This is a genomic window from Burkholderia sp. SRS-W-2-2016, from assembly GCF_001931485.1.
Taxonomy (GTDB): domain Bacteria; phylum Pseudomonadota; class Gammaproteobacteria; order Burkholderiales; family Burkholderiaceae; genus Paraburkholderia.
This window is the reverse complement of the sequence record NZ_MSDV01000042.1, coordinates 56902-82307: the sequence shown is the minus strand read 5'-3', so window position 1 is coordinate 82307 and position 25406 is coordinate 56902. Positions and strand designations below refer to the sequence as shown.

Here is a 25406-nt window from a genome sequence, read left to right as displayed (position 1 = left end):
GCGCGCACTGCCGGACCACTATCGCAAAGGAAACAACGGATGATCGAGGCCCCGAAAGTGCCGACCGTACCCCACCTGCTGAGCGCGAGCACGACCGTCGAAGTGCCGTTTCACGACGTCGACGCAATGAGCGTGTGCTGGCACGGCAATTATCTGAAGTACTTCGAAATGGGCCGCGCGACGCTGCTGCGCGCGTTCGATTACGACTATCGCGAGATGGAGGCGTCCGGCTATGTGTGGCCGATCGTCGAGGCGCATCTGAAGTACGTGAAGCCGGCCGTCTACGGCCAGACGCTGGAAGTGCGCGCGCACCTGCTCGAATACGAAAACCGCCTGAAAATAGCGTATGAAATCGTCGATTCCGCGACCGGCACGCGGCTCACGAAGGGCTACACGATCCAGGTCGCGGTCGATGCCGCGAGCCACGAGCTGCAATTCGTGTCGCCGCCGGTGGTGATCGAAAAGCTGGAGCGTGTATGGGGACAGCGATGAAGCGACGCGCGGCGGGAGCTGCCGCGTGGCATACGGCGGTTGCGATGCGCGCGCAGCATGCGATGCGTGAGATCGGTGCGATCGGGTTGACCGGTTGGATCGGCGGGGCAGGGGCGCTCGCATTGCGCGCGATGAGCGCGATGGGTGTGGTCGCCGTGGCGGGCGCGCTCGCATGGCCGGCCGCTGCCGCTAACGCGGCAGGCCCAGCCGGCGCCGCAGCTAATGCAGCCGCAACAGTAGCCGCAAGCGCGGCCCCAAACGCTGCCGCAACACCAACCGCAAACAACCCCGCACTCGTCTCCCAGATCGCCGCGCATCTCGCCGAACCGAAGGGCGTGCGCGCGCAATTCACGCAGACCCAAACGCTCGCCGCGATGAAGCAGCCGCTCGTCAGCAGCGGCAGTTTGCTGTTCTATCGCGAGCGCGGCGTGATCTGGCAGATCGACACGCCGTACAAGGCCACCTATGTGATCACCGATGCCGGCGTCGCCCAGCTGAACGCGGCCGGCCAGCGCGTCGGCACGCATAGCGCGCAGGGCACGCGCGGCGTCGCGCAGGTCTCGAAGATGATGCGCGCGATGCTCGGCGGCGATCTGTCCGCGCTGTACTCGCAATTCGACGTGAGCGCGGCGGGTAGCGCCGCGCAATGGCGGATGCATCTCACGCCGAACCAGCCGCAGCTCGCGCAATCGATCAAGGGTCTCGAGATGAGCGGCGGCGACTATCTGCAAAACCTGCGCATCACGCTCGCGAACGGCGACGTTACGCAGCTCGACTTCGCGCACAGCGCGGCCGTCGCCGAACCGACGCCGGCCGAGCGCAACCTGTTCGGAGCGCCGTGATGGACCTGCCGCAACAGCGCAGGGCGAAACAGACATGGGGCGTGCGCGCCGCATGGCTCGTGCTCGCGCTGCTGGCGGCGCTCTATTGCGGCTGGCGCTTCGCGGGCCCCGCGCCGCTCGAAACCAATCTGCTCGCGCTGCTGCCCGCGACCGAGGCGGACCCGGTCGCCGAAAAAGCGGTCGACACGCTCGCGAGCGCGCTCGGCGATCGCACGGTGCTGCTGGTCACGAGCCACGACGACACGCACGCGAAAGCGGCCGCGAAGCAGCTCGGCGCGGCGCTGCAAAAGAGCGGCGCGTTCGGCTCGGTGACCGCCGAGTTGCCGCCGTTCGATCTGTCGCAGATCGCGGCGCTGTATCTGCCGTATCGCTTCGGTCTACTGACGCCGGCCGACCGCGCGACGCTCGCGCAGCCGGATGCGCAACCCAACGCAAAAGCCAACGCGCAAGCAGACACGACCGCGCTGCACGACCTGCTCGCGCAGCGCCTCTACAGTCCGCTGCAAGGCGGCCTCACCACGCCGCTCGCCGACGATCCGTTCGGCTGGCTGCAACGCTGGCTCGGCGGCCTGCCGCTCGCGACATCGAATCTGACCGTCGAGGACAACCTGCTGGTCTCGCATCAGGGCGACGGGCCGAGCGCGACGACCAGCGTGCTGCTGGTCGCGACGCTGCCCGGTTCGGCGTACGAAACGAAAACCCAGCGCGCGGTCCACGTGGCGCTCGCCGACGCCGAAAGCGCGTTGCGCCAAAGTTTTCCCGACGTGACGGTCGCGCGCGCCGGCGCGGTGTTCTACGCGGAAGCGGCGCGCAGCGCGTCCGAACGCGAAGTGCACCTGATCGGCATCGCGTCGTTGTGCGGGATCGCGCTGCTGATGCTGTGGGTGTTCCGCTCGCCGCGTCTGTTGCTGCTGGGCTTCGTGTCGACCGCGCTCGGCATCGTCTGCGCGCTTGCCGCCACGCTGCTGATCTTCGGCAAGCTGCATCTGTTGACGCTGGTGTTCGGTGCGAGCCTGATCGGCGAGGCCGTCGATTATTCGATCCAGTACTTCGTCGTCTATCTCGGCGCGGGCCGCGACTGGGATGCGCGGCGCGGCGCGCGCACGGTGCGCCCGGCGCTGACGGTCGCGCTGGCGACCAGCCTGCTCGGCTACGCGATCCTGATGTGGGTGCCGTTCCCGGCACTCAAGCAGATCGCGTGCTTCGCGATTGCCGGCATCGTGACCGCGTTCGCGTCGGTGCTATGGCTGCTGCCCACGCTGCTTACGCGCGCGCCGAAGCGTAGTCCGCAGCGGGTGTTCGACGGCGCCGCGCGACTGCTCGCGCACTGGCAGCGCCTGCTTGCCGGCAAGCGCGCGTGGCTGGTCGCGGCGCTGCTGTTGCTGACTGCAGTGCCAGGCTGGCTGCGCCTGACCAGCGACGACGACATCCATCTGCTGATCCAGCGCGATGCGTCGCTGGTCGCGCAGGAGGACACCGTGCGCGCGGCGGTGGGCGTCGATAACAGCGCGCAGTTTTTCGTCGTGCGCGGCGATACGCCCGAAGCGGTGTTGCAGCGCGCGGAAGCGCTCGGCTCGAAGCTCGATGCGCTCGACGGCGGCGCGGATGCGGTCGGCGGTTATCAGTCGGTCGCGCAGTTCGTGCCGTCGGCACAGCGGCAGAACGAAGATCGCGCGTTGCTCGCGCAGCACGTGTTCAACGACCCGGCCGCGTTGCGCGCGACGTTGCTGCAAGCGGGTTTCAAGGACGAAGTCGCCGACGCGTGGCTCGCCGCGTACGCAAAGCCGCAGGCGCCGCTGACGGTCGATCAGTGGCTCGCGCTGCCGTGGTCGCAGCCGTACCGGCATCTGTGGCTCGGCGCGGTAAGCGTGAACGCGCAGACTCCTGCGCACGCCGCGAACACGGCAAACACCGCGGGCTACGCCGCCGTCGTCATTCCCCAACGCGTAACCGCGCACAACGCCGCCGCACTGGTCGCGCTCGCGCACGGCCTGCCCGGCGTGGTCTTCGTCGACAAAGCCGCCAGCGTATCGAAGCTGTTCGGTGAATATCGGGTGGATAGCGGCTGGTGGCTCGGCGGCGCGCTGCTGGTCGTCGGCGCGCTGCTGATGCTGCGCTATCGCGTGCGCGGCGGCATCGCGACCACGCTGCCGGTGGTGCTCGCGGTCGGCGTCGCGCTCGCGGTGTTCGGCTACGCGGGCGTGCCGCTCAATCTGTTCAACTGGCTCGCGCTGATGCTGGTGCTCGGCGTCGGCGCAAACTATGCGGTGTTTCTGCGCGAAGGCTGTCTGCGCGCCGCGGCGGATCTCGGCGCGGTGTGGACCGGGGTGCTGCTGTCGGCGGCCACCACGCTGCTGTCGTTCGGCATGCTCGCGATGAGCGCGATGCCGGCGCTGCGCAGCTTCGGCGCGACGCTCGCGCTCGGGATCCTGGTGTCGGTGCTGCTCGCGCCGATGGGGATGCCAACCGCAACGCCCGCGCGCAAGCCAGGCGCGAAGTCATCGGAATCACGGAGGGCGGCATGAAAGCGCCATCGGTTTATCTACACGCGCTCGGCATGATCAACGCGCTCGGCGGCGACGTCGACGCGATCGTGCCGGCGCTCGCCGCCGCGCAATCGCCCGGCATGGGGCCGGTCCATACGGGGATCGGCGATGCGTTCGTCGGCAGCGTGCTCACGCCGCTCGAACTCGCGCCGCGCGCCGATCTGGCGCGCTACGACTGCCGCAACAACCGGCTGCTGCTCGCCGCGCTCGCGCAGATCGCGCCGGCCATCGAAGCGGCGCGCGAGCGCTACGGCTCCGAGCGGATCGGCGTGGTGCTCGGCACCAGCACGTCGGGCATCGAGGCGGCCGAAACCGCGTTCGTCTATCACGCGCAGGCGGGCCAGTTGCCGGAGAACTTCAACTACCGGCAGATGGAAATCGGCACCGCCGCGCCGTTCGCGGCCGCCGCGCTCGGCGTGCAGGGGCCGGCGTTCACGATCTCGACCGCGTGCACGTCGAGCGCGAAGGCGTTCGCGTCCGCGCGCCGGCTGCTGCAATTGCAGTTGTGCGACGCGGTCGTGGTCGGCGGCGTCGATTCGTTATGCGAACTCACGGTGCAGGGCTTCGCGTCGCTGGAGTCGACCAGCAGCACGCGCACCAATCCGATGAGCCGTAACCGGCGCGGGATCAACGTCGGCGAGGGCGCGGCCGTGTTCCTGATGAGCCGCGACGAAGCGGCGGTGCGGCTCGCGGGGCTAGGCGAGTCGAGCGACGCGCATCATATTTCCGCGCCGGACCCGCGGGGTGTGGGCGGCGAACTCGCGTTGCGCGACGCGCTCGCGGATGCGGGGATCGCGGCGTCGGCGCTCGGCTATGTGAATCTGCACGCGACGGCCACGCAGAAGAACGACGAAATGGAAGCGCATCTGATGGCGCGGGTGTTCCCCGGCGGCGTCGCCGCGAGCGGCACCAAGCCGCTGACCGGTCACCAGCTCGGCGCGGCCGGCGCGACCGAGCTCGGCTTCGCGTGGCTCGCGCTCGCACGCGACGACGCGAACCTGCCGCCGCATCTGTGGGACGGCGACGCCGATCCGGCGCTGCCCGCGCTCGATCTGGTGCAGGGCTCGCGCGCGTTGCCGCGCGGCGCCGGCACGCAGTACGCGATGAGCAATTCGTTCGCGTTCGGCGGCAGCAATGTCAGTTTGATTCTGGCCCGGTGATGCGCATGGCGACTTCGTCACCCAACTCGCAGACAGCTGGCGGCGCGCCAGATCGCGTCGAACAGGCCGCCGTCGCCCCGGCGCGCGTCGAGCCAGGCCGCGTCGAGCCAGGCGGCACCGAGCAAACCAGCAGCGTGCCGCCCAGCCTCGAAACCCTCGCCCGCCAGTCGATCGAATCGATCATCCCGCACCGCGGCAGCATGCTGCTGCTCGACGCGGTCGAGACCTTCGCCGACACCACGCTCAGCGCATCCGCGAGCGTCGACCCGCATGCGTGGTACGCGGACGCCGACGGCGCGATGCCCGCGTGGATCGGCATCGAGCTGATGGCGCAGGCGATCGCCGCGCACGTCGCGCTGCTGGCGATGCGCGGCGGCGGCCATGCGCGTCCCGGCGTGCTGCTCGGCTCGCGCAGCTACGAGGCGTCGCAACCCGCGTTTCGCGCCGGCGCGCAACTGCGCATTCAGGTCACCGAACTACTACGCAGCGAAGCCGGCCACGGCGCGTACGAATGCACGATCGACGACGGCGACTCTCGCTGCGCCGAAGCGGTGATCAAGGTGTTTCAACCGCCCGATTTCCAGTCTTTTATCGAAGGGAGTTTCAACTCATGAGCCGGCGTGTTCTCGTTACCGGCGCAAGCCGCGGCATCGGCCGCGCGATTGCGTACAAGTTGGCCGCCGACGGCTTCGCGGTATCCGTGCACTGCCGTACCGGCCGCGCTGAAGCCGACGCGGTCGCGACCGGCATCGCCGCGCAGGGCGGCAGCGCGCGCGTGCTGCAGTTCGACGTGCGCGAGCGCGCCGCGTGCCGCGAAGTGCTCGAAGCGGATGTCGCCGCCCACGGCCCGTACTACGGGATCGTGTGCAGCGCGGGCGTGACCCGCGACGCCGCGTTCCCCGCGCTGACCGACGAGGACTGGGACGTCGTGATCGAGACCGGGCTCGATGCGTTCTACAACGTCGTGCATCCGTTGACGATGCCGATGGTGCGCGCGCGCAAGGGCGGCCGGATCGTCACGATCGCGTCGGTGTCGGGGGTGATCGGCAACCGCGGCCAGGTCAACTACAGCGCGGCGAAGGCCGGTCTGATCGGCGCGACCAAGGCGCTCGCGGTCGAACTCGCGTCGCGCAACATCACGGTCAACTGCGTCGCGCCGGGGCTGGTCGAAACCGGCATGCTCGAACAGATGCCGCTCGAACAGGCGCTGAAAACGGTGCCGATGAACCGCGTCGGCCAACCGGCCGAGGTCGCGGCGGTGGTGAGCTTTCTGATGTCCGACGGCGCGTCGTACGTGACGCGTCAGGTGATCGGCGTGAACGGCGGGATGATCTGATGAAGCGCGTCGTGATTACCGGCATGGGCGGCGTGACCGCGTTCGGCGACAGCTGGGACGCGGTCGAAGCGCGCCTGAGAAGCGGCGAAAACGCGGTGCGGCGGCTCGCCGAATGGGACTACTTCGACGCGCTGCATACCCGGCTCGCGTGTCCGTTGCCGGCCTTCACGACGCCCGCGCATTACCCGCGCAAGAAAGTGCGCTCGATGGGCCCGGTGTCGCTGTACTCGGTGCGCGCGAGCGAACTCGCGCTCGCCGATGCGGGCCTCGCCGACGATGCGAGCATCGCCGACGGCCGGATGGGCGTCGCGTACGGTTCGTCGTCGGGTTCGGTGCAGCCGATCCGCGCGTTCGGCGCGATGCTCGAAACCGGCTCGATGAGCAACGTCACGTCGAACAGCTACGTGCAGATGATGCCGCACACCACGGCCGTGAACGTCAGCCTGTTCTGGGATCTGAAAGGCCGCATCATCCCGACCTCGTGCGCGTGCGCGTCCGGCAGTCAGGCGATCGGCTACGCGTACGAGGCGATCCAGAGCGGCAAGCAGACCTTGATGCTGGCGGGCGGCGCGGAAGAGTTGTCGGGGCCGGCGGTCGCGGTGTTCGACACGCTGTACGCGACCAGCACCCGCAACGACGAACCGCACCTCACGCCGCGTCCGTTCGATGCCGCGCGCGACGGCCTCGTGGTCGGCGAGGGCGCGGCGACGCTGGTGCTCGAAGAGTACGAGCACGCGCTCGCGCGCGGCGCGCGGATTCACGCGGAAATCGTCGGCTTCGGCTGCAACTCGGACGGCGCGCACATGACGCAGCCGACCGCCGGCACGATGGCGCTGGCGATGCAGCTCGCGCTGCGCGACGCGCAGCTGTCGCCCGATGCGATCGCGTACGTGAACGCGCACGGCACCTCGACCGATCGCGGCGACATCGCCGAAAGCCACGCGACCGCGCAGACCTTCGGCGCGCGCATGCCGATCAGCTCGCTGAAGAGCTACATCGGCCATACGCTCGGCGCGTGCGGCGCGATCGAGGCGTGGTGGACGATCGAGATGATGAAGCGCAACTGGTACGCGCCGACGCTCAATCTCGACCATATCGATCCGGCCTGCGCGCCGCTCGATTACATCGTCGGCGGCGCGCGCGAGATCGATGCGCAGTACGTGATGAGCAACAACTTCGCGTTCGGCGGCATCAACACGTCGCTGATTTTCAGGCGCGTTCGATGAGCGTCGCGCTGCAACGCGTGGTCGTGACGGGCATGGGCATCGTGTCGTGTCTCGGCAATACGCTGGGCGACGTATCGGCCGCATTGCGCGCGGGCCGCTCGCGGATCGAGCGGGTCGATGCGTGGCGCGAGCGCGGCTTCGGCTCGCAGGTCGCGGGCGTCGCGTCGGTGGCCGGCGAGTCGCCGTTCGAACGCAAGCTGGAGCGCTTCATGGGCGACACCGCGCGCTTCGCGTGCCACGCGGCGCGCCACGCAATCGACGACGCTGGACTCACCGCGCAGGCGTTGCAGTCGCCGGAAGCCGGCGTCGTGATCGGCTCGGGCGTCGGCGCGCTGGCGAGTTACGACGCGGCGCTGGCCATCGCGCACACGCGCGGGATCGACAAGCTGCCGCCGTACACGGTGCCGCACGCGATGAGCAGCACCGCGTCGGCGAACGTCGCACAGGTGTTCGGGCTCGAGGGCGTCAGCTACTCGCCGTCGTCCGCGTGTACGACCTCGGCGCTCGCGCTCGGCCAGGCGCTGCAACTGATCCAGACCGGCCGTCAGCAGATCGTGCTGGCCGGCGGCAGCGAAGCGCTGCACGACCACACCACGCTGATGTTCGACGCGATGGGCGCGCTGTCGCGCGGTTTCAACGACACGCCGCTGAGCGCATCACGCCCGTACGACACCGCGCGCGACGGCTTCGTGATCGCATCGGGCGGCGGCGTGCTGGTGCTCGAAGCGCTCGACCACGCGCTCGCACGCGGCGCGCGGATTTACGCGGAGCTGAGCGGCTTCGGCGCGTGCACCGAGCGCGCGGCGATGGTCGCGCCCGGTGCCGCGGGCATCGCGCGGGCGATTCGCGGCGCGCTCGCCGAAGCGGGCCGCCGTCCCGATTACCTGAACACCCATGCACCGTCGACGCCGCGCGGCGACCTCGAAGAACTGCACGCGTTGCGCGATGTGTTCGGCGCATCGGCGGAAGGCGTGCCGGCGTTTTCGTCGACCAAGGGGTTGACCGGTCATTCGCTCGGCGCGTGCGGCGCGCACGAAGCGATCTATACGTTGCTGATGATGCGCGACGGTTTTATCGCCGGCACCGCGCCGGTCGATCAGCCGGAGCCGGAACTGCGCGACCTGCCGCTCGTGCGGGCGACGCGCGCCGCGCGCATCGAGACGGCGATGTCGGTTTCATTCGGGTTCGGCGGCAGTTGCGCGAGCCTGATGTTCGAAGCGTGGCGAGGCGCTTGAGCAGGACGCCGAACCATGCCAACGGGCCACTGCGACGCAAACGCAGCGCGGCGGCCGCCAATCTGAAAACAGGGAAGGGAATAACAATGAAGAAGCTGGTTGGAGTGGCAGCAGTGCTGGTGGTCGCGTTGACGCAGGCCGGTTGCGCGACGCAGGTGAAGTCCTTGCCGTTCGCGGCGGCCGGCGGCGAGTCGCGCGGCGAAGTGCCGGTGTACTTCGGACAGCAAAGTCATCAGCCGGTGAAGACGCGGCTCGGCGAAGTGGCGTATTCGGTGCGGATCGCGCGCCAGACGTCGAGCCCGGACGACGCGTGCCATCAGGCGCTCGCCGAAGCGGTCCGCAAGCTGCGCGCCGCCGCGCGCGAGCGTCACGCGAATGCGGTGATCGACGTGTCGACGCGCTTTCACAGCAACGAAACCAGTTCATCGACCGACTTCACCTGCGGCGTGAGCCCGAGCGCGGCGGCGATCGGGGTGCGCGGGCAACTCGTGGTGCTGGAAGCGGGCTGAAGTGACGCGGCGCGCCGCGACGCGAGCGCCGGCGAGCCGCACGAAACCCTGCATGCGTGCGCGGCACGCATGCAAATCGTTGGAGCAGAGATTTGAATAGCGATTCCTCAACCCGGACCACGGTCGATGTCGCGATCATCGGCGCGGGTCCGTCCGGCGCGGTCGCCGCCGCGCTGTTGCGCAAGGCGGGCCGCTCGGTGCTGGTGCTCGAGCGGCAGCACTTTCCGCGCTTCTCGATCGGCGAGAGCCTGCTGCCGCAAAGCATGGCGTACCTCGAAGAAGCGGGGATGCTGCAGGCCGTCGTCGAGGCGGGCTTCCAGTACAAGAACGGCGCGTATTTCGTCTATCGCGACCAGCATTCGTCGTTCGACTTCCGCGACAAGCATTCGGCCGGCTGGGGCACCACGTACCAGGTCGAGCGCGCGCAGTTCGACGACCTGTTGATCCGCTGCGCGGCCGCGCAGGGCGCCGACGTGCGCTTCGGCCACACGGTGCGCGCGGTGCAAACCGGCGCGACGCCGCGGCTCGACGTAGTCGATGAAGCGGGCCACGAATACCAGGTCGAAGCGCGCTTCGTACTCGATGCGAGCGGTTTCGGCCGCGTGCTGCCGCGCCTCCTGAATCTGGAGTCGCCGACCCGCATGCCGACCCGCGCGGCAATCTTCTCGCACGTGCGCGACGGCCTGACGCTCGACGCCGCCGATCGCAACAAGATCTGCATCGCCACGCATCCGGAGCGCCGCGACGTGTGGTTCTGGATGATTCCGCTCGCGGGCGGCCGCTCGTCGGTCGGCTGCGTGGCCGAGGCGAGCTTTCTCGAGGTACCGGACGCGGAGCGCGAGGCGACGCTGCGCGCGCTGATCCGCCAGGAGCCGACGCTGAACCGGCTGATCGGCGATGCGCCGTTCCTGATGCCGGTGAACCGGATCGGCGGTTATGCGGCGAACGTCGAGCGTCTGCATGGACCCGGTTATGCGCTGCTCGGCAATGCGGGCGAGTTTCTCGATCCGGTGTTTTCGTCGGGCGTGACGATCGCGTTGCGCTCCGCGCATCTGGCCGCGCGCACGCTGAACCGGCAACTGGACGGCGAGGCGGTCGACTGGGCCGCCGATTACGACGTGCCGCTGCGCAAGGGCATCGATACGTTCCGCGCGTTCGTCGAGCGCTGGTACACCGGCGAGTTGCAGGACATCATCTACTACCCGGAGCCGAACCCGGCGATTCGCCGGATGATCTGCGCGGTGCTCGCCGGCTATGCGTGGGATGAGTCGAATCCATATGTCGCCGATACGGCCAGGCGGCTCGACGTGCTGCACGAGCTGTGCAAACCGCAGTGATCGAGCGGTGACGCAGCAGCAGTGCACGGCCGCTTTCCGGCGGCACGGCTGAAAAAAACGGCGCTTCGGATTTTCGAAGCGCCGTTTTGCTATGTAGAACCAATCGGCCGTAAATCAGCCATTCAATCGGCCAGCACCCTCGCTCCGCGCTCCACCCGCGCCCCCGCCACATGCTTGCGCGCTTCATCGCGCCGATGCACGCACTGGCCGGCCGCGTACGTTTCGTACACCGCACGATCGTCGCCGAGCAGCGCGAACGCGAACAGCAGCTCTTCCAGCGATTCCTTGCGCGCGGTGCGGCGCGCGAGCAGCGGCGTCGCCTGCGGATCGAGCACGACGAAGTCCGCTTCCGCGCCGCGCTTGAGCGTGCCGACCTTGTCGCCGAGATCGAGCGCTTCGGCCGCGCCGGCGGTCGCCAGATAGAACATCCGGGTCGCGGTCAGATGGTGGCCGCCCAGGCGCGCGACCTTGTGCGCTTCGTTCATCGTTTGCAGCATCGAGAACGACGTGCCGCCGCCGACGTCGGTCGCGAGCGCGATCGGCATGCCGGCCGAATCGGCCTTGTCGAAGTCGAACAGGCCGCTGCCGAGAAAGAGGTTCGAAGTCGGGCAGTGCGACGCGACCGCGCCGGTTTGCGCCATCCGCTTGCGGTCTTCGTCGTCGAGGTAGATGCAGTGGCCGTAGACCGCGCGGCGGCGCAGCAGATCGTAGTGATCGTAGACGTCCAGATAGCTGCGGTGGCCGGGGAACAGGTCGGCGACCCATTTCACTTCGTCGGTGTTCTCCGCGACGTGGCTCTGGATAAAGATGTCCGGATGCGCGCGGGCGAGCGCGCCGCACGCTTCGAGCTGCGCTTCGGTCGACGTCGGCGCGAAGCGTGGCGTCAGCGCGTACATCTGGCGGCCGCGGTTGTGCCAGCGTTTGATCAGCTCGGCGCTGTCGTCGTAGCCCGATTGCGCGGTGTCGCGCAGGAACTCGGGGCAGTTGCGATCCATCAGCACCTTGCCGGCGACCATCCGCAGATTGCGCGCGTCGCTCTCGGCGAAGAGGGCCTCGGCCGATTCCTTGTGGACCGTGCAGTAGACCAGTGCGGTGGTGGTGCCGCACGCGAGCAGTTCATCGACGAAGAAGCTCGCGGTCTCGCGCGCATGCGCGGTCTCGCCGAAGCGGCGCTCGGTCGGGAACGTGTAGGTGTCGAGCCACGGCAGCAGACCCGGCGCCGGCGACGCGATCATGTCGGTCTGCGGGTAGTGGATGTGCGTATCGATGAAGCCCGGCACGATCAGCTTGTCGCGCCGGTCTTCGACGCGGGTGCCGGGCGCGAGCCGCGCTGCGAGCGCCGCGTACGCGTCCGCCGCGACCACCCGGCCGTCCTCGACGATCAGCAGCCCGTCTTCGTGGTACACCGCGCCGTGCGGCGCGTGCGCGGGATCGCCGTGGAAGGTCAGCAGTTGCGCGCGGAACGCGCTCTGCGCGGAGGGGCCGGCCGAGGCCGGGGTGCCCGCTTGCGCGGTGTGAGCCGATGCAGTCATGGAAAAGCTGTCTCCGAAGGTTGAAAGCCGGTCTGCCGGGCGTGTCGCGACACGCCCGCCGCCGGTTGCTGCCCGTCAGTGCGGGCCGTTTTGCCGCCAGCTCGCGTCCAGCTTTGCAATCAGCATGTCGCGTTCCTCGGGCGTCACGAACGACGCCTCGAAGCCGTTGCGGATGATCGTGTAGACCTCGGCGTCGTCGAGCTTCAGCGCGTCGATGGTGGCCAGATAGTTCGCGTTCACGTAGCCGCCGAAGTAGGCCGGGTCGTCGGAATTGACGGTCACCGCGACGCCGTGATCGAGCAGGTCCTTCAGCGTGTGTTTGGTCATATCGTCGAATACGCACAGCTTCAGGTTCGACAGCGGGCACACGGTCAGCGCGACGCGCGTGTCGGCGAGCCGCGTGACGAGCGCCGGGTCCTCGATGCTGCGCACGCCGTGATCGACGCGATCGACCTTCAGCACGTCCAGCGCTTCGTAGATGTACGACGGCGGGCCTTCCTCGCCCGCGTGCGCAACCAGCTTCAGACCGAGAGCGCGCGCCTTCGCGAACACACGCTCGAACTTCGACGGCGGATGGCCGCGCTCCGACGAATCGAGACCGACGCCGATCAGCCGGTGCTTGTATTGCTCGAACAGCGGCAACGCTTCGTCGAAGGTGGCCAGCGCGTCTTCCTCGGACAGATGGCGCAGGAAGCACAGGATCAGCTTGCTCGACATCCCGCGCTTTTCCGCGTCGGCGAGCGCGCGTTCGATGCCGGCCACCACGGTCGCGATCCGCACGCCGCGTTCGGTGTGGGTCTGCGGGTCGAAGAAGATTTCGCTGTGGATCACGTTGTCGGCGAGGCAGCGTTCGACATAAGCCATCGTCATGTCGTAGAAGTCCTGCTCGTGCAGCAGCACGCTCGCGCCCGCGTAGTAGATGTCGAGGAACGATTGCAGGTCGGTGAACGCGTACGCGGCGCGCAGCGCGTCGACCGAGTCGTACGCGAGCTTCACGCCGTTGCGCTGCGCGAGCGCGAAAATCAGTTCGGGCTCCAGAGAACCTTCGATGTGGATGTGCAGTTCGGCCTTCGGCGCGCGTGCGGTTTTATCGGCGAGCGGGAGCGGGGTAGCGGTTGTCGTAGTCATGGTGGTCGGGGGCTGGGTAGTTAGTTGTTGAATGCGTAGAAGGTGGCGCGGGGGTGGCGCGGGATGGCGCGGTCCGCGCGTCACACCGGCTGGCTCGCGCGGCGCGCGCCCGCGTTCGCTTCGACCGCCTGCAGCAGCTGCGCGGCCGCGGAAATCGCGATCACCTCGGGCGCCTTGTCGACGATTCCGTCGACGCCGAGCGGGCACTTCATCCGCGCGATCTGCGCCGGATCGATGCCGCGCGCGGCAAGCCGATGCTCGAACTGCTTGCGCTTGCTGTGCGAGCCGATCATCCCGAAGAACGCGAAGTCGCCGCGCCGCAGGATGCGTTCGGCGAGTTCCAGATCGAGCGCGTGGTTGTGCGTCATCACGACGAAGTACGTGTTCGGCGCGGCCTGATCGATCGCTTCGTCGGGCGCGTCGTTCGCGTCGATCGTCAGGTTCGGCGCGTGCAGGGTCTCCGGCGGCGGAAACTGCGCGTCGCGTTCGTCGACCCAGCGCACCGTGCACGGCAACGTGGCGAGCACGCGCACCAGCGCCGCGCCGACGTGGTCGGCGCCGAACAGCACGACCGGGAATTCGGCCGGCGCGATCGTCTCGGTCAGCAGCGCGCTGCTGTCGTCGAAACCGGCGCCGTCCCAGAGCAGGCAGTCGGCGGTGTCGACGCCCGGTTCGGGCTCGGACAGCATCACCGGATCCGGCGCGGGGCCGAATGATACGCTACGCACCGTCGCGAGGCCGGCGGCGAGCCGCTTCGCGAGCGACGCGATCCAGCCGAGATCGCCGACGTCGAGCCGTTCGAACGCGAGGATCACCGCGCCGCCGCAGCATTGGCCGAGGCTCGGGCCGAGCGCGAAACGTTCGAGCCGTCGCATCTGCGGCGCGCGCATGCCGTCGCGCAGCACCTGGCGGGCGGTCTCGATCGCCTTCCATTCGAGGTGGCCGCCGCCGATCGTATGGCGGGCCGCTTCGCGCGTGACGATCATCTTGGTGCCCGCTTCGCGCGGCGCCGAACCCTCGGCGCGCGCGACCGTCACCAGCACGGCGGCGTCGCCGTGCGCGAGCAGGTGTTGCAGGTCAGTGAGCCAGGCTTGCATCCGGCGTTTCTCCATGCGGGGCCGCGCGGGGTGTCCGGGCGGCGGGTTGTTCTGGCCTTCGGCGGTCGTGTCGCGTCGGGTCGTTCGATGCTGCGGCCGGCAATGACGCCGAGTTGCGCGGTTGTTCCATTCAGTGCGACCCGTCCGGCGCGGATGGGGGCGCGGCTTGCGCGAGCGTCTGCGCTCCGGCGGGGGCTTGCGTGGGCGCTTCCGTCGCGTTCGCTTCACGCAACGCGTCCAGCGCATCGAGTATCGCTTCCGGCGTCGCCGGCGCGCGCAACGGCGGAGCAGCTTTCGCGGCCGGCACCGCGGCGGCGATTGCGTCGCGAATCGCCAGCAACACCGAGAACGGCAGCAGCAGCGGCGGCTCGCCGACCGCCTTCGAGCGGAACACGGTCGGCTCGACGTTACTGTTCTCGTAGAGCCGCACGTGAAACGCGGCGGGCGTATCGCTGACCGCCGGGATCTTGTACGTCGACGGCGCGTGCGTCATCAACCGGCCGTCGCGATTCCACCATAGTTCCTCGCTGGTGAGCCAGCCCATCCCCTGAATAAAGCCGCCTTCGACCTGACCGAGATCGATCGCCGGATTGATCGACTGCCCGGCATCGTGCAGCGCGTCGACGCGCACCAGCTTCCATTCGCCGGTCAGCGTATCGATCACGACTTCCGACACCGCCGCGCCATACGCGAAGTAATAGAACGGATGGCCGGTCAGCGTCTGCGCGTCCCAGTGCACTTTCGGCGTCGCGTAGAAGCCGTCCGACCACAACTGCACGCGCGCCAGATACGCGGCGTTGACCAGTTGTCCGAACGGCATCGCGCCGCCGTTCACCGTCACGCCGCCATGCGCGAATTCGACGTCGGCCGCGTCGCCGCCGAGCAGCTTCGCCGCGAGTTCGGCGAGCCGCGCGCGAATCTTTTGCGCGGCGTCTTCGGCGGCCTTGCCGTTCAGATCGCTGCCGGTCGACGCGGCGGTCGCCGACGTATTGGCGACCTTCGACGTATCGGTGGCCGTCACCCGCACCCGCGCGGGCGGCAGGCCGAACTGGTTCGCGACCACCTGCGCGACCTTCGTGTTGAGCCCCTGGCCCATCTCGGTGCCGCCGTGATTGACCAGCACCGAGCCGTCCTTGTACACGTGCACGAGCGCGCCGGCCTGGTTCAGGAACGGTACGTTGAACGAAATACCGAACTTGACCGGCGTCAGCGCGATCCCGCGCTTCAGAACCGGGCTGCGCGCGTTGAACGCGGCGAGTGCGGCGCGGCGCGCGCGATAGTCGCTGGTGTCGAGCAGCGCGTCGGTCAGCGGCGCGAGGATGTTGTCGTCGACGCGCTGCCCGTACGGCGTCGTATCGCGTTCGCCGACGCCGTAGTAATTCGCGAGCCGCACGTCGAGCGGATCGCTCTGCAGTTCGCGCGCGATCTCGTCGAGCAGCACCTCCATCACGAGCGCGCCTTGCGGACCGCCGAAGCCGCGAAACGCGGTGTTCGACTGCGTGTTGGTCTTGCAGCACAGCGCGACGATATCGACGTCGGCGAGATAGTACGCGTTGTCGAAGTGGCACACCGCGCGCGTTGCAACGGCGCCGGACAGGTCCGCCGAATAGCCGGCGCGCAACGCGATCTCGACGCGCACGCCGAGCAGGCGGCCGCGTTGGTCGAAGCCGGCTTCGTATTCGTAGACCGCGTCGTGGCGTTTGCCGGTGATCATGAAGTCGTCGTCGCGATCGGCGCGCAGTTTGACCGGCCTGCGCGTGCGTTGCGCGGCGAGCGCGGCCACGCACGCGAACAGCGCCGACTGCGATTCCTTGCCGCCGAAGCCGCCGCCCATCCGCCGGCATTCGCACACGACGTTGTGCGCGGGCCAGTCGAGCATATGCGCGACGACCTGCTGCATTTCGCTCGGATGCTGCGTCGAGCTATAGACGAGCATCCCGTCCATTTCCTTCGGCAGCGCGTACGCGATCTGGCCTTCGAGATAGAACTGTTCCTGGCCGCCGACTTCGAAGCTGCCTTGCAGCCGATGCGGCGCGGCGGCGATCTTCGCATCGGGATCGCCGCGCCGCAGATGCAGCGGCGGCAGCACGAACTGCTTCGCGGCTTTCGCCTGTGCCGCGGTGAGGATCGCTTCGAGCGGCTCGTAGCGGACCACGTCGTCGCTTTTCGCGAGCGCGGCCGCGCGGCGCGCGAGTTCGTGGCTCTCGGCGATCACCGCGAAGACCGGCTGGCCGAGGTATTGCACGATGCCGTCGGCGAGGATCGGGTCGTCGTGCAGCACCGGGCCGCAATTGTTTTCGCCGGGGATGTCGTCGGCGGTCAGCACCGCGATCACGCCGGGCGCGTTGCGCACCGCGTCCAGATCCATCGACACGATCCGCGCATGCGCATGGCGCGACAGACCGAGCGCCGCGTGCAGCGTGCCGTGAAGTTCGGCGATGTCGTCGGTGTAGGTCGCTTCGCCGCTCACGTGCAGTTCCGCGGATTCGTGCGGCAGCGGCACGCCGATCGCGGCGTCGTTCGGTTCGGCGTCCCGTTGCGCCGGTCCGGTCCCGGCACGCTCTTCGACAAACACATCGGTGCGGTTCATCACGGCACCTCCTTCGCGATTGTCGCCGCGTCGGCTTCGAATGCGAACGCGTTCACGTCGCACAGCGCGAGCGGCGCGTCGTCGCGCGTTTCGAGGTAGAAGCGCCACAGCAGATTGCGCGCGACCTTCAGCCGGTACGCGCTCGATGCGCGCATGTCGGTGAGCGGCTGGTAGTCGGCGGCGAGCGCGTCCATTGCGCGGCGCGCGGTGGTTTCGTCCCAGTGCGCGCCGTCGAGTACCGCTTCGGCGTGCGCGGCGCGCTGCGGCGTCGCGGCCATTCCGCCGAACGCGACGCGGGCCGCGCGGATCGTCCGATCTTCGCCGATGTGCAGCGCGAACGCCGCGCACACCGCCGAGATGTCCTGGTCGTAGCGCTTGGACACCTTGTAGGTGCGAAAGCGCAGCGCGCCGGCCGGGCGCGGCACGCGCAGCGCGGCGACGAATTCGCCGGCCCGGAGCGCGCTCTTCTGGTAGCCGACGTAGAACGCATCGAGCGGCAGCGTGCGGCTCGCGCGCCCGTGGCGCAGTACGAGCTCGGCGTCGAGCGCGAGCAGCGCCGGCATCGAGTCGCCGATCGGCGAGCCGTTCGCGACGTTGCCACCGAGCGTGCCGGCATTGCGGATCGGCAGCGATGCGAAGCGGGTCCACAGTTCGGCGAGTTCGGGGTAGTCGGCCGTGAGAGCCGCGAACGCGTCTTCGAGGGTGGCGGCCGCGCCGATCGTCAGCATCTGCGCGTCGCGCGCGATCGTCTTCAATTCGGCGACGTTGCCGATGTACAGCAACTCGCCGAGTTCGCGGAACTGCTTGGTGACCCACAGCCCGACATCGGTGCTGCCCGCGACGATGCGCGCGTCCGGATGCTGCGCGCGCAGCGTCGCGAATGCATCGAGCGAGACGGGGGCGTAGAAGGCGGAGGAGCCGAACGTGGCGCCGCGGGCATCGGGCGCGCGGTATTCGAAGGTGTCCGCGCGTTGTAGCGTGCGCAGCGTCGCGACGAGCGCGTCGCGGTCGAGCGCGAGGCGCGGATGCCGCGGATGCTGCTGGTAATCGAACATCTTCTGCGCGGCTTCGACGATCGGCCGGTAGCCGGTGCAGCGGCACAGATTGCCGGACAGCGCGGTGTTGATTTCATCGCGAGTCGGTAGGCCGGCGCCGGCGGGCTGGTTTTCGTACAGCGCCCACATCGACATCACGAAGCCGGGCGTGCAGAAGCCGCATTGCGAACCGTGACAGTCGACCAGCGCCTGCTGGACCGGATGCAGCGCGCCGTTAGCGCCGCGCAGATCTTCGACGGTGAAGAGGGCGCGGCCGTCGAGCGTCGGCAGGAACTGGATGCACGCGTTGACCGCTTTCAGCGCGAGGCCGCCATGCGCGTCGAGTTCGCCGACGACGACCGTGCACGCGCCGCAGTCGCCTTCCGCGCAGCCTTCCTTGGTGCCCGTGCAGCGCAGATCCTCGCGCAGGTGCTGGAGCACGGTGCGCGTCGGCGGGATGCCCGCGACCTCGCGGACGGACCCCTGGTGATAGAAGCGGATGGTTTGCGTTGTCATGGCGAATCGGAAGACAGTGCGGACCGGGCGCGCGTTACGCAGGGGTCACCGAAGCCGGCCTCGCGCACGTAGATCGCCATCCAGACCCGACGATAGCACTACGCCGGGCCGAAAATATTTTCCGCGCCGCATGAAGCTCATGTGGCGGCGGTCATGATGCTCGTACGATTCGCGCGGCGGCGGGAAGTTGCGGGGGAAGCGGGGAAGCGCGGTGGACCGAAGCGGGCGCGCGCGGAGCGCGGCGGCCGGAGGGCCGGGTGGCGAGAAGTGCGGAAGATTGGCGCCGGGTTGCGGCCGCGCCCGCTGGACGGCGCGCAGTCCGGTGGTTTGTGCAGGCGTGGCGCAGCGGAGAACATCGCGGCGAATCCGGCGCTCTATTGGCGCGCGGATTCGCCCGTTTTTTCAAACCACGTCAGCCGACCCGGCGGCGATTGCGCACCAGACTGAGCGCGAGCGCCAGAAACGCGACCACGAAGCCGACCAGCGACCACATCGGCAGCGACAAGCCGAGGATCGGCGGATAGGGGGTCTCGCACAGGCCGGCGACCTTGAACACGCTCGGCAGCCAGTGCGCGGGCGGCAGGCTATCGACGACCGGTTGCAGCGCGTCGAAGCCGCAGCTGAAGCCTGGATTCGCCTGCACGTACACGTGGCGCATGGCGGTCGCGATGCCGGCGAGCGCCGACAGCGCGGCCAGCAGTTCGAGCACGCGTACCGCGCGCCAGTTGTGAAAGCGCGAGCCGAGGAACGCGAAGATCGCGATCAGCAGGAAGAAATAGCGCTGGATGATGCACAGCGGGCACGGATCTTCGTGCTCGAAAAACTGCAGGTACAGCGCGCCGCCCACCAGGGCGACGCAGATCAGGCCGAGCAGAACCAGCAGGGAGCGCTCGCGGCGCAGCATCGCGGAATCGTTGTTCATGGGTCGTCGGGTTATCTCGAAACGGTGAAAGCGGGTGCCCGCGATTCTAGCGCGAACGCCCTCCCGGCCGCGTATCGGCAGACGATTCCGGCGCGGACCGGGATGCGGTAGGGGGGCCGTGATTTGCCGGTTACGGCTTACCGCCTGCCGCCTGCCGCCTGTCGCCTACCGCCTACCGCCTGTCGCCTACCGCCTGTCGCCTACCGCCTACCGCCTACCGCCTACCGCTTGCCACCTGCAGCCTACCGCCTACCGCTTGCCACCTGCCACCTGCCACCTGCCTCCTACCACACGCGTTGCCGCTCGCCGCGAACCCCGCCCCGCTCACCGGATCGCGTTCAACACCGCCTCGGCCGCCCGCCCGATCGCCAGCAGCGCGTCGTCCGCGTGCGGCGCGCCCGCCAGCATCAGCCCGACCGGCGCGTCGCCGCGCAGATGGCAGGGCAGCGACAGCGCACAGCTGTCGAGGAAGTTGAAGGCGCTCGGATTGCGCAGGATCAGCGCGTTGGTGCGGCCGAACGCGTCGTCGTCGTGCAGCAGGTCGGCGACGCGCGGCGGCACCACCGGCACGGTCGGCGCGACCACCGCGTCGAAGCGCTGCCACAGCGTGCGCGCGGCTTCGTCGAGCAGCGCCTGGCGCTCGGCCAGCAGGTCCAGATAGTCGATCGCGCTGGCCGGCTGGCCTTTCAGAATGCGCACCAGCACGCGCGGGTCGTACTGGTCGCGATGCCGTTCGAGCAGCGGCCGATGCCACGCATACGCCTCGATCGGCGAAAAGCCGATCCGGTTGATCTCCGGCAGCCGGTCGAGCGGCGCGAAGCGCACTTCGCTGACGATCGCGCCGGCCGCTTCCAGGTGCTTGAGCGCGGTATCGATTGCGCGTGCGACTTCCGGCTCGACGCCGTCGGTCACGTAATTGGTCAGTACGCCCAGGCGCACCCCTTCGAGCGGCCGCGCGGCCGGGATGCGCGGCTCGAGCCCGGCGAGCATCCGGTCGACCAGCGCGCAGCACGCGACCGACACGCCGATCGGCCCGAACGAATCGAGCGTGCTCGACAGCGGCACGCCGCCCTGTTTCGGGATCCGCGCGGCGGTCGGCTTGAAGCCGGTCAGCCCGCACAGCGCGGCCGGGATGCGGATCGAGCCGCCGGTGTCGGTGCCGAGCGCGACCGCCGCCATGCCGTCGGCGACCGAGGCCGCCGCGCCCGACGACGAGCCGCCCGAAATCCGTTCGTCGCCCTTGACGCCGCGCCGGTACGGCGACAGCGGATGGCCGTAGTGCGGGTTCAGGCCGAGCCCGGAGAACGCGAACTCGCTCATGTTGGTGCGCCCGACCAGCACCGCGCCGGCCCGCTTCAGCCGGGCGACCGCGACCGCGTCGGCGGTGGCCGGCGGCGCGCCGGCGAGCACCACCGAGCCCGCGCGGGTCGGCTGGCCTTCGATGTCGAACAGATCCTTGACCGACACCGGGATGCCGGCGAGCGGCGACAGCACGGTGCCGGCCGCGCGCAGGCGGTCGTGCGCGTCGGCGGCATGGCGCGCGGCGTCGGCGTCGACGTGCATGAAGACCGCCGCGCCCTGGCCGGCCGGATCGGCGATCCGTTCGAGCGCGGTTTCGACCAGCGCGCGGCTGGTGGTGCGGCCGGCGGCGAGATCGGCGGCAAGCTGGGCAAGCGGCGGGAAGGGGGCGAATTCAGTGGCCATGAGGTTCGTTCAGATCCGGTTGAAGCGGGTGAAAGGGTGAGCCGTTTGGTGCGGCGACAGCGACAGCGACCGCGCTGCCGGTCGCGTCGCACGCGGTGCGCGGCGGGCGGGGCGGCTCAGCGAACCGGCGAAGCCCGCTAACGGCGACGACCCCGGCCGGGAAGCGAAGCGGGAAGGTTGGCGGGAGTGTCATCGGAGCGGTTTGTCAGGGTGGCTGTCGGCCTGGCGGCGGGCAACGCGGGCGTGTTGGGCGGGAACGGGCGTGGCTGGTGTCTCGATCGTGTCTCAAAAATTTTGGGGAAATATTAAGGTGATATCTGCTACGCGTCGAGGCCGTCGAAAACCCGCTCGCACGCAGTCGTCACATGACGTGTGACCGCCGTCTTTTGCCCAAAATTTCACCAGGGCACAATCAGACGCGGCCGATCCGTTTGTTAAACTGCGGCAACACATTACTTTCTGTAAGGAACGCGTTCATGCACCAGGGCATTGGCTTCATTCAGGATCTAGCCGTCGTGATGGCGCTGGCCGGCGTCGTCACCGTGCTGTTCCATCGCATGAAGCAGCCGGTGGTGCTGGGCTATATCGCGGCCGGCGTGATCATCGGGCCGTACACGCCGCCGTTCCAGCTGATCCACGACGAACAGACGATCCAGACGCTCGGCGAGCTCGGCGTGGTGTTCCTGATGTTTTCGCTCGGGCTCGAATTCAGTCTGCGCAAACTGTTCAAGGTCGGCCTGACCGCGATCGTCGCGGCATTGTCCGAGATCGTGCTGATGCTGTGGATCGGCTACGAGATCGGCAGTGCGTTCGGCTGGAGCCGGATGGACTCGCTGTTTCTCGGTGCGATTCTCGCGATCTCGTCGACCACGATCATCGTCAAGGCGCTGTCCGATCTCGGTCTGAAACGCGAGGGCTTCGCGCAACTTGTGTTCGGCATCCTGATCGTCGAGGACATTCTCGGCATCGCGATGCTGGTGCTGCTGACCGGCATCGCGCAGACCGGCCAGCTGAGCGCCGGACTCGCCGCGATCACGCTCGGCAAGCTGCTGCTGTTCATGATGGTGTCGCTGCTGGTCGGCGTGCTGCTGGTGCCGCGCGCGCTGAATTACGTGGCGCGCACGCACAGCGACGAGATGCTGCTGGTGTCGGTGCTCGGTTTCTGCTTCGGCTTCTGTCTGCTGGTGGTCAAGCTCGATTACAGCATCGCGCTCGGCGCGTTCCTGATCGGCGCGATCATGGCCGAGTCGCGCCATCTGCACCGGATCGAACATCTGATCGCGCCGCTGCGCGACGCGTTTTCCGCGATCTTCTTCGTGACCATCGGGCTGATGCTGAACCCCGCAGTGATGATCGAGTACGCGTGGCCGATCGCGCTGATCACGTTCGCGGTGATCGTCGGCAAGATCGTGTCGTGCGGACTCGGCACCTTCCTCGCCGGACGCGACGCGCGCACCTCGATGCGGGTCGGCATGACCGTGTCGCAGATCGGCGAGTTCTCGTTCATCATCGCGTCGCTCGGCGTCACGCTGAAGGTCACCAGCGGCTTCCTGTATCCGATCGCGGTCGCGGTGTCGGCGCTGACCACGTTGAGCACGCCGTATCTGATCCGTGTCGCCGATCCGCTGACGCGGCGGATCGCGCGGGTGATGCCCGAGACGCTGTCGAACGTGTTCGGGCTGTATGGGCAATGGCTGCGCAGCCTGACCACCGAAACCGGCGAGCCGACGCTGTTCGGCATGACGCGGCGGATCATCGTGCAGATCGCGGTGAATCTCGCGTTCGTCGCCGCGATCTTCCTCGCGGTGTCGTACAGCGCGCCGTACACCGGCCGGCTGCTCGGCCACTGGCTCGCCGACGGCTCGTGGCAGCGCGTCGTGCAGTGGAGCATCGCGCTGTTCGTGTCGCTGCCGTTCCTGGTCGCGGTCTATCGCAAGACCAAATCGCTCGCGCTGCTGCTCGCCGAAGTCAGCGTGCAGCCGAGCAACGCGGGGCGCCTGACCAGCGCGTTGCGCCGCACGATCGCCGATGTGGTGCCGATCGTGTCGATGATCGGCGTGTTCCTGCTGGTGGCCGCGCTGTCGAGCAGCATCCTGCCGCCGACCGGCCTGCTGGTCGCCGTGCTGGTGTGCGCGGCGGTGCTGCTCGCGCTGGTGTGGCGCTGGTGCGTGAAGATCCACGCGTCGATGCAGATCGCGCTGCGCGAAACGTTCGAGGAACAGCCGGACCCTTGAGTGAATGGGTTTCCGGGTGAGCGCGTGAAGCCGCGAGGCGACACGGCTGCAACAATGTGAGCAATTGTGTGCGCGTTTGCCCGCCTCGCGGCGCTGGCGGATAATCAGGGCATATTCATTCGTTCGCGTGAAAGGCGCCAGTCCGACAGTCATGAGCGAAAACAAACCCGAAAACGCCGGCACGACCGGCAGTCCTCCGGCGGCCACACCCGCGCCGACCGGCGCGCCGGAAACGGCCGCCGCACTTCCTCCCTCGCATGAAGACGCCACTCAGTCGCCGGCTAAAGACGCCGCGGCCGAGGAGGCGACCGTGCGCTCGTCGACCGATGACCCGCTGAGCGCGTCGTCGGTGACGCCTGAAGACCCACGTTCGGCCCGGTTGCGCGATGCGGCCGAGGCGCGCAGCGCCGCCGCGGAATCCACCGCGCGGCAGGAAGCGGCGGTGCACGAGCGCGACGCGCGGCGCGCCGGCAGCCATGCGGGTGCTCAGTCGGGTGCTCAGGCAGGTGCTCAAGCGGGCACTACGCGGGCCGACACGGGCGGGACCGGCGCGAAGTTCGAGCCGACGGTGAAACCGGCCCAGGTGGTGAAGCCCGCCCCCTTGGTGAGCGAGCCGCCCGCGGACGTATCGGTTTCTCCGGCGTCGGCGCCGTTCGGTGCGGTGGACGTCGACGTCGTTACCGACGAACCGCTCGCCGCCACCGATGCCCCCGCCACCACCGCGCGTGCGGCCGGCTCGCCGCCGCCCGGCTTCGGCGCGGCGCCCGATTTCAGCGCGACCAACCCGCCGCCGCCCAACGCGCTGCCGCCGTCGCCGCCGCGCTATCTGCGCCAGAGCGATTCGGCGTGGAGCGTATTCGGCCGCATCATCGCGGCGCGCGCGCGGCAGCTGTTCGATCGCGCGGGGCAGCGCATCACGCAGCGCACGCTGCGCATCGGCGTATCGGCGCGGATCTTCCATCCGGAGCCGGGCGCGATGGGGCTGCGCGGCAAGACGCTGCAGTATCTGGAGGAATCGATCGCGCACTGGGTGATGTCGCGCGATGTGCTGGTGTTCATGATCCCGACCGTCGGTCATCAGGGCATGTTGCATCCGAGCAATATCCGTTTGCGCGACTACGCGAAGCACCTCGACGGCCTGCTGCTGCAAGGCGGCGCCGACGTGTCGCCGCAGACCTACGCGGAAGCGGCGAGTAGCCACGAATGGCCCGGCGACCGCGTGCGCGACATGTACGAGCTCGAACTGCTGCACGAGTTCGTCGAGTCCGGCAAGCCGGTGCTCGGCGTGTGCCGCGGCTGTCAGCTGATCAACGTCGCGTTCGGCGGCACGCTGTACCAGGACATCGCGACCGACGTGCCGACCGCCGACGCGCACGTCAACGAGAACTACGACCAGCATCGTCACGGCGTGCATTTCCCGGACGGCTCGACGCTGCTGAACATGTTCCCCGGACGGCGCGACGCGATCGTCAACTCGATTCACCACCAGGCGGTGAAGACGCTCGGCCGCGATCTGAACATCGAGGCGGTGTCGGCGTCGGACGGCATCATCGAGGCGGTGCGCTACCGTCGCGCGCCGTTCGTGATGGGCGTGCAATGGCATCCGGAATTTCACCGCGCGGGCGGCCCGGAACTGCTCGATTGCACGCCGTTGCTCGATACCTTCCTGCGCGTCGCGCGGGAGACGCGGTTCTAACCGGAATCGGGCAGGGTGCCGGCGCGTGCAATGCGCGCCGGCATTATTTTTTATACCGGCGACGCGCTTCTCTCGAAATAATCAGGACTCCCGTGTTGCTTCGTGAGCCCGTTAATTTGCGATAAAAATCGAGATAAAGCCGATTCTTAAAATCCGCGTTAATCCCGCGCTTTATCTCGATTTTAAGTGCGTAGAGACAACAGTTAACTGCTTCGCCTCGCAGCAAATCCGCGCGATAATCGCGGGCTATTCTGGATTTGCGTGGAGCAG

At 68.5% G+C, this 25406-nt stretch carries 19 protein-coding genes; 12 read left to right on the top strand and 7 right to left on the bottom strand.

Going from position 1 to position 25406, the window contains the following annotated elements; all coding sequences use genetic code 11:
• Positions 1 to 39 precede the first annotated feature (39 nt).
• The 10 genes from BTH42_RS18800 (at position 40) to BTH42_RS18755 (ending at position 10683) form a co-directional block, all read left to right on the top strand.
• Entirely contained in the window at positions 40 to 492 is a 453-nt protein-coding gene (locus tag BTH42_RS18800) for a thioesterase family protein (protein ID WP_075302136.1), read from the top strand.
• Positions 493 to 632: 140 nt separating this feature from the next.
• Complete coding sequence (locus BTH42_RS18795; protein ID WP_075302216.1) at positions 633 to 1334, top strand: outer membrane lipoprotein carrier protein LolA; 702 nt, start codon at positions 633 to 635, stop codon at positions 1332 to 1334.
• Positions 1334 to 3859, top strand: a complete 2526-nt coding sequence (locus BTH42_RS18790) for an MMPL family transporter (RefSeq protein WP_075302134.1) — start codon at positions 1334 to 1336, stop codon at positions 3857 to 3859. The genes BTH42_RS18795 and BTH42_RS18790 overlap by 1 nt, the downstream gene beginning before the upstream one ends.
• Positions 3856 to 5040 (top strand): beta-ketoacyl-[acyl-carrier-protein] synthase family protein, encoded by a 1185-nt coding sequence (locus BTH42_RS18785; protein WP_075302132.1) that lies wholly within the window; start codon positions 3856 to 3858, stop codon positions 5038 to 5040. The genes BTH42_RS18790 and BTH42_RS18785 overlap by 4 nt, the downstream gene beginning before the upstream one ends.
• A 5-nt stretch (positions 5041 to 5045) precedes the next feature.
• Positions 5046 to 5654: a hotdog family protein gene (locus tag BTH42_RS18780; RefSeq protein WP_256702095.1), complete on the top strand. Its 609-nt coding sequence runs from the start codon at positions 5046 to 5048 to the stop codon at positions 5652 to 5654.
• Positions 5651 to 6376 (top strand): 3-ketoacyl-ACP reductase FabG2, encoded by a 726-nt coding sequence (locus tag BTH42_RS18775; RefSeq protein ID WP_075302130.1) that lies wholly within the window; start codon positions 5651 to 5653, stop codon positions 6374 to 6376. The genes BTH42_RS18780 and BTH42_RS18775 overlap by 4 nt, the downstream gene beginning before the upstream one ends.
• Positions 6376 to 7602 carry a beta-ketoacyl-ACP synthase gene (locus BTH42_RS18770; protein ID WP_075302128.1) on the top strand — a complete coding sequence of 409 codons (1227 nt, stop codon included), beginning with the start codon at positions 6376 to 6378 and terminating at the stop codon, positions 7600 to 7602. The genes BTH42_RS18775 and BTH42_RS18770 overlap by 1 nt, the downstream gene beginning before the upstream one ends.
• Complete coding sequence (locus tag BTH42_RS18765) at positions 7599 to 8837, top strand: beta-ketoacyl synthase (RefSeq protein ID WP_075302126.1); 1239 nt, start codon at positions 7599 to 7601, stop codon at positions 8835 to 8837. The genes BTH42_RS18770 and BTH42_RS18765 overlap by 4 nt, the downstream gene beginning before the upstream one ends.
• Positions 8838 to 8923: 86 nt before the next feature.
• Positions 8924 to 9346 (top strand): signal peptidase, encoded by a 423-nt coding sequence (locus BTH42_RS18760; protein WP_075302124.1) that lies wholly within the window; start codon positions 8924 to 8926, stop codon positions 9344 to 9346.
• Positions 9347 to 9438: 92 nt separating this feature from the next.
• Entirely contained in the window at positions 9439 to 10683 is a 1245-nt protein-coding gene (locus BTH42_RS18755) for an NAD(P)/FAD-dependent oxidoreductase (protein WP_075302122.1), read from the top strand.
• Positions 10684 to 10805: 122 nt separating this feature from the next.
• Here the strand turns inward: BTH42_RS18755 and guaD are convergent, their stop codons facing one another.
• The 7 genes from guaD to BTH42_RS18715 all read right to left on the bottom strand — a co-directional run bounded on the left by guaD (position 10806) and on the right by BTH42_RS18715 (position 21206).
• On the bottom strand, positions 10806 to 12215 hold the full coding sequence (guaD, locus tag BTH42_RS18750; RefSeq protein ID WP_075302120.1) for a guanine deaminase: 1410 nt from the start codon (positions 12213 to 12215) through the stop codon (positions 10806 to 10808).
• Between the two features lie 75 nt (positions 12216 to 12290).
• Complete coding sequence (locus BTH42_RS18745) at positions 12291 to 13343, bottom strand: adenosine deaminase (RefSeq protein WP_075302117.1); 1053 nt, start codon at positions 13341 to 13343, stop codon at positions 12291 to 12293.
• A gap of 80 nt (positions 13344 to 13423) precedes the next feature.
• On the bottom strand, positions 13424 to 14440 hold the full coding sequence (xdhC, locus tag BTH42_RS18740; RefSeq protein WP_075302115.1) for a xanthine dehydrogenase accessory protein XdhC: 1017 nt from the start codon (positions 14438 to 14440) through the stop codon (positions 13424 to 13426).
• A 130-nt stretch (positions 14441 to 14570) separates the two neighbouring features.
• Positions 14571 to 17030, bottom strand: a complete 2460-nt coding sequence (gene xdhB, locus BTH42_RS18735; protein WP_075302113.1) for a xanthine dehydrogenase molybdopterin binding subunit — start codon at positions 17028 to 17030, stop codon at positions 14571 to 14573.
• Positions 17030 to 18580 (bottom strand): xanthine dehydrogenase small subunit, encoded by a 1551-nt coding sequence (gene xdhA, locus BTH42_RS18730; RefSeq protein WP_075302111.1) that lies wholly within the window; start codon positions 18578 to 18580, stop codon positions 17030 to 17032. Before xdhA ends, xdhB begins: the two co-directional genes overlap by 1 nt.
• 412 nt (positions 18581 to 18992) lie before the next feature.
• On the bottom strand, positions 18993 to 19502 hold the full coding sequence (locus tag BTH42_RS18725; RefSeq protein WP_075302109.1) for a disulfide bond formation protein B: 510 nt from the start codon (positions 19500 to 19502) through the stop codon (positions 18993 to 18995).
• Between the two features lie 324 nt (positions 19503 to 19826).
• Complete coding sequence (locus BTH42_RS18715) at positions 19827 to 21206, bottom strand: amidase (protein WP_075302107.1); 1380 nt, start codon at positions 21204 to 21206, stop codon at positions 19827 to 19829.
• A gap of 476 nt (positions 21207 to 21682) precedes the next feature.
• Between BTH42_RS18715 and BTH42_RS18710 the strand changes: the two genes are divergently transcribed.
• Together BTH42_RS18710 and BTH42_RS18705 are read left to right on the top strand one after the other, a co-directional pair.
• Entirely contained in the window at positions 21683 to 23440 is a 1758-nt protein-coding gene (locus BTH42_RS18710) for a cation:proton antiporter (RefSeq protein WP_075302096.1), read from the top strand.
• A 151-nt stretch (positions 23441 to 23591) separates the two neighbouring features.
• A complete protein-coding gene (locus BTH42_RS18705; protein WP_075302094.1) occupies positions 23592 to 25136 on the top strand; it encodes a type 1 glutamine amidotransferase in 1545 nt (514 codons plus the stop codon).
• Positions 25137 to 25406 lie beyond the last annotated feature (270 nt).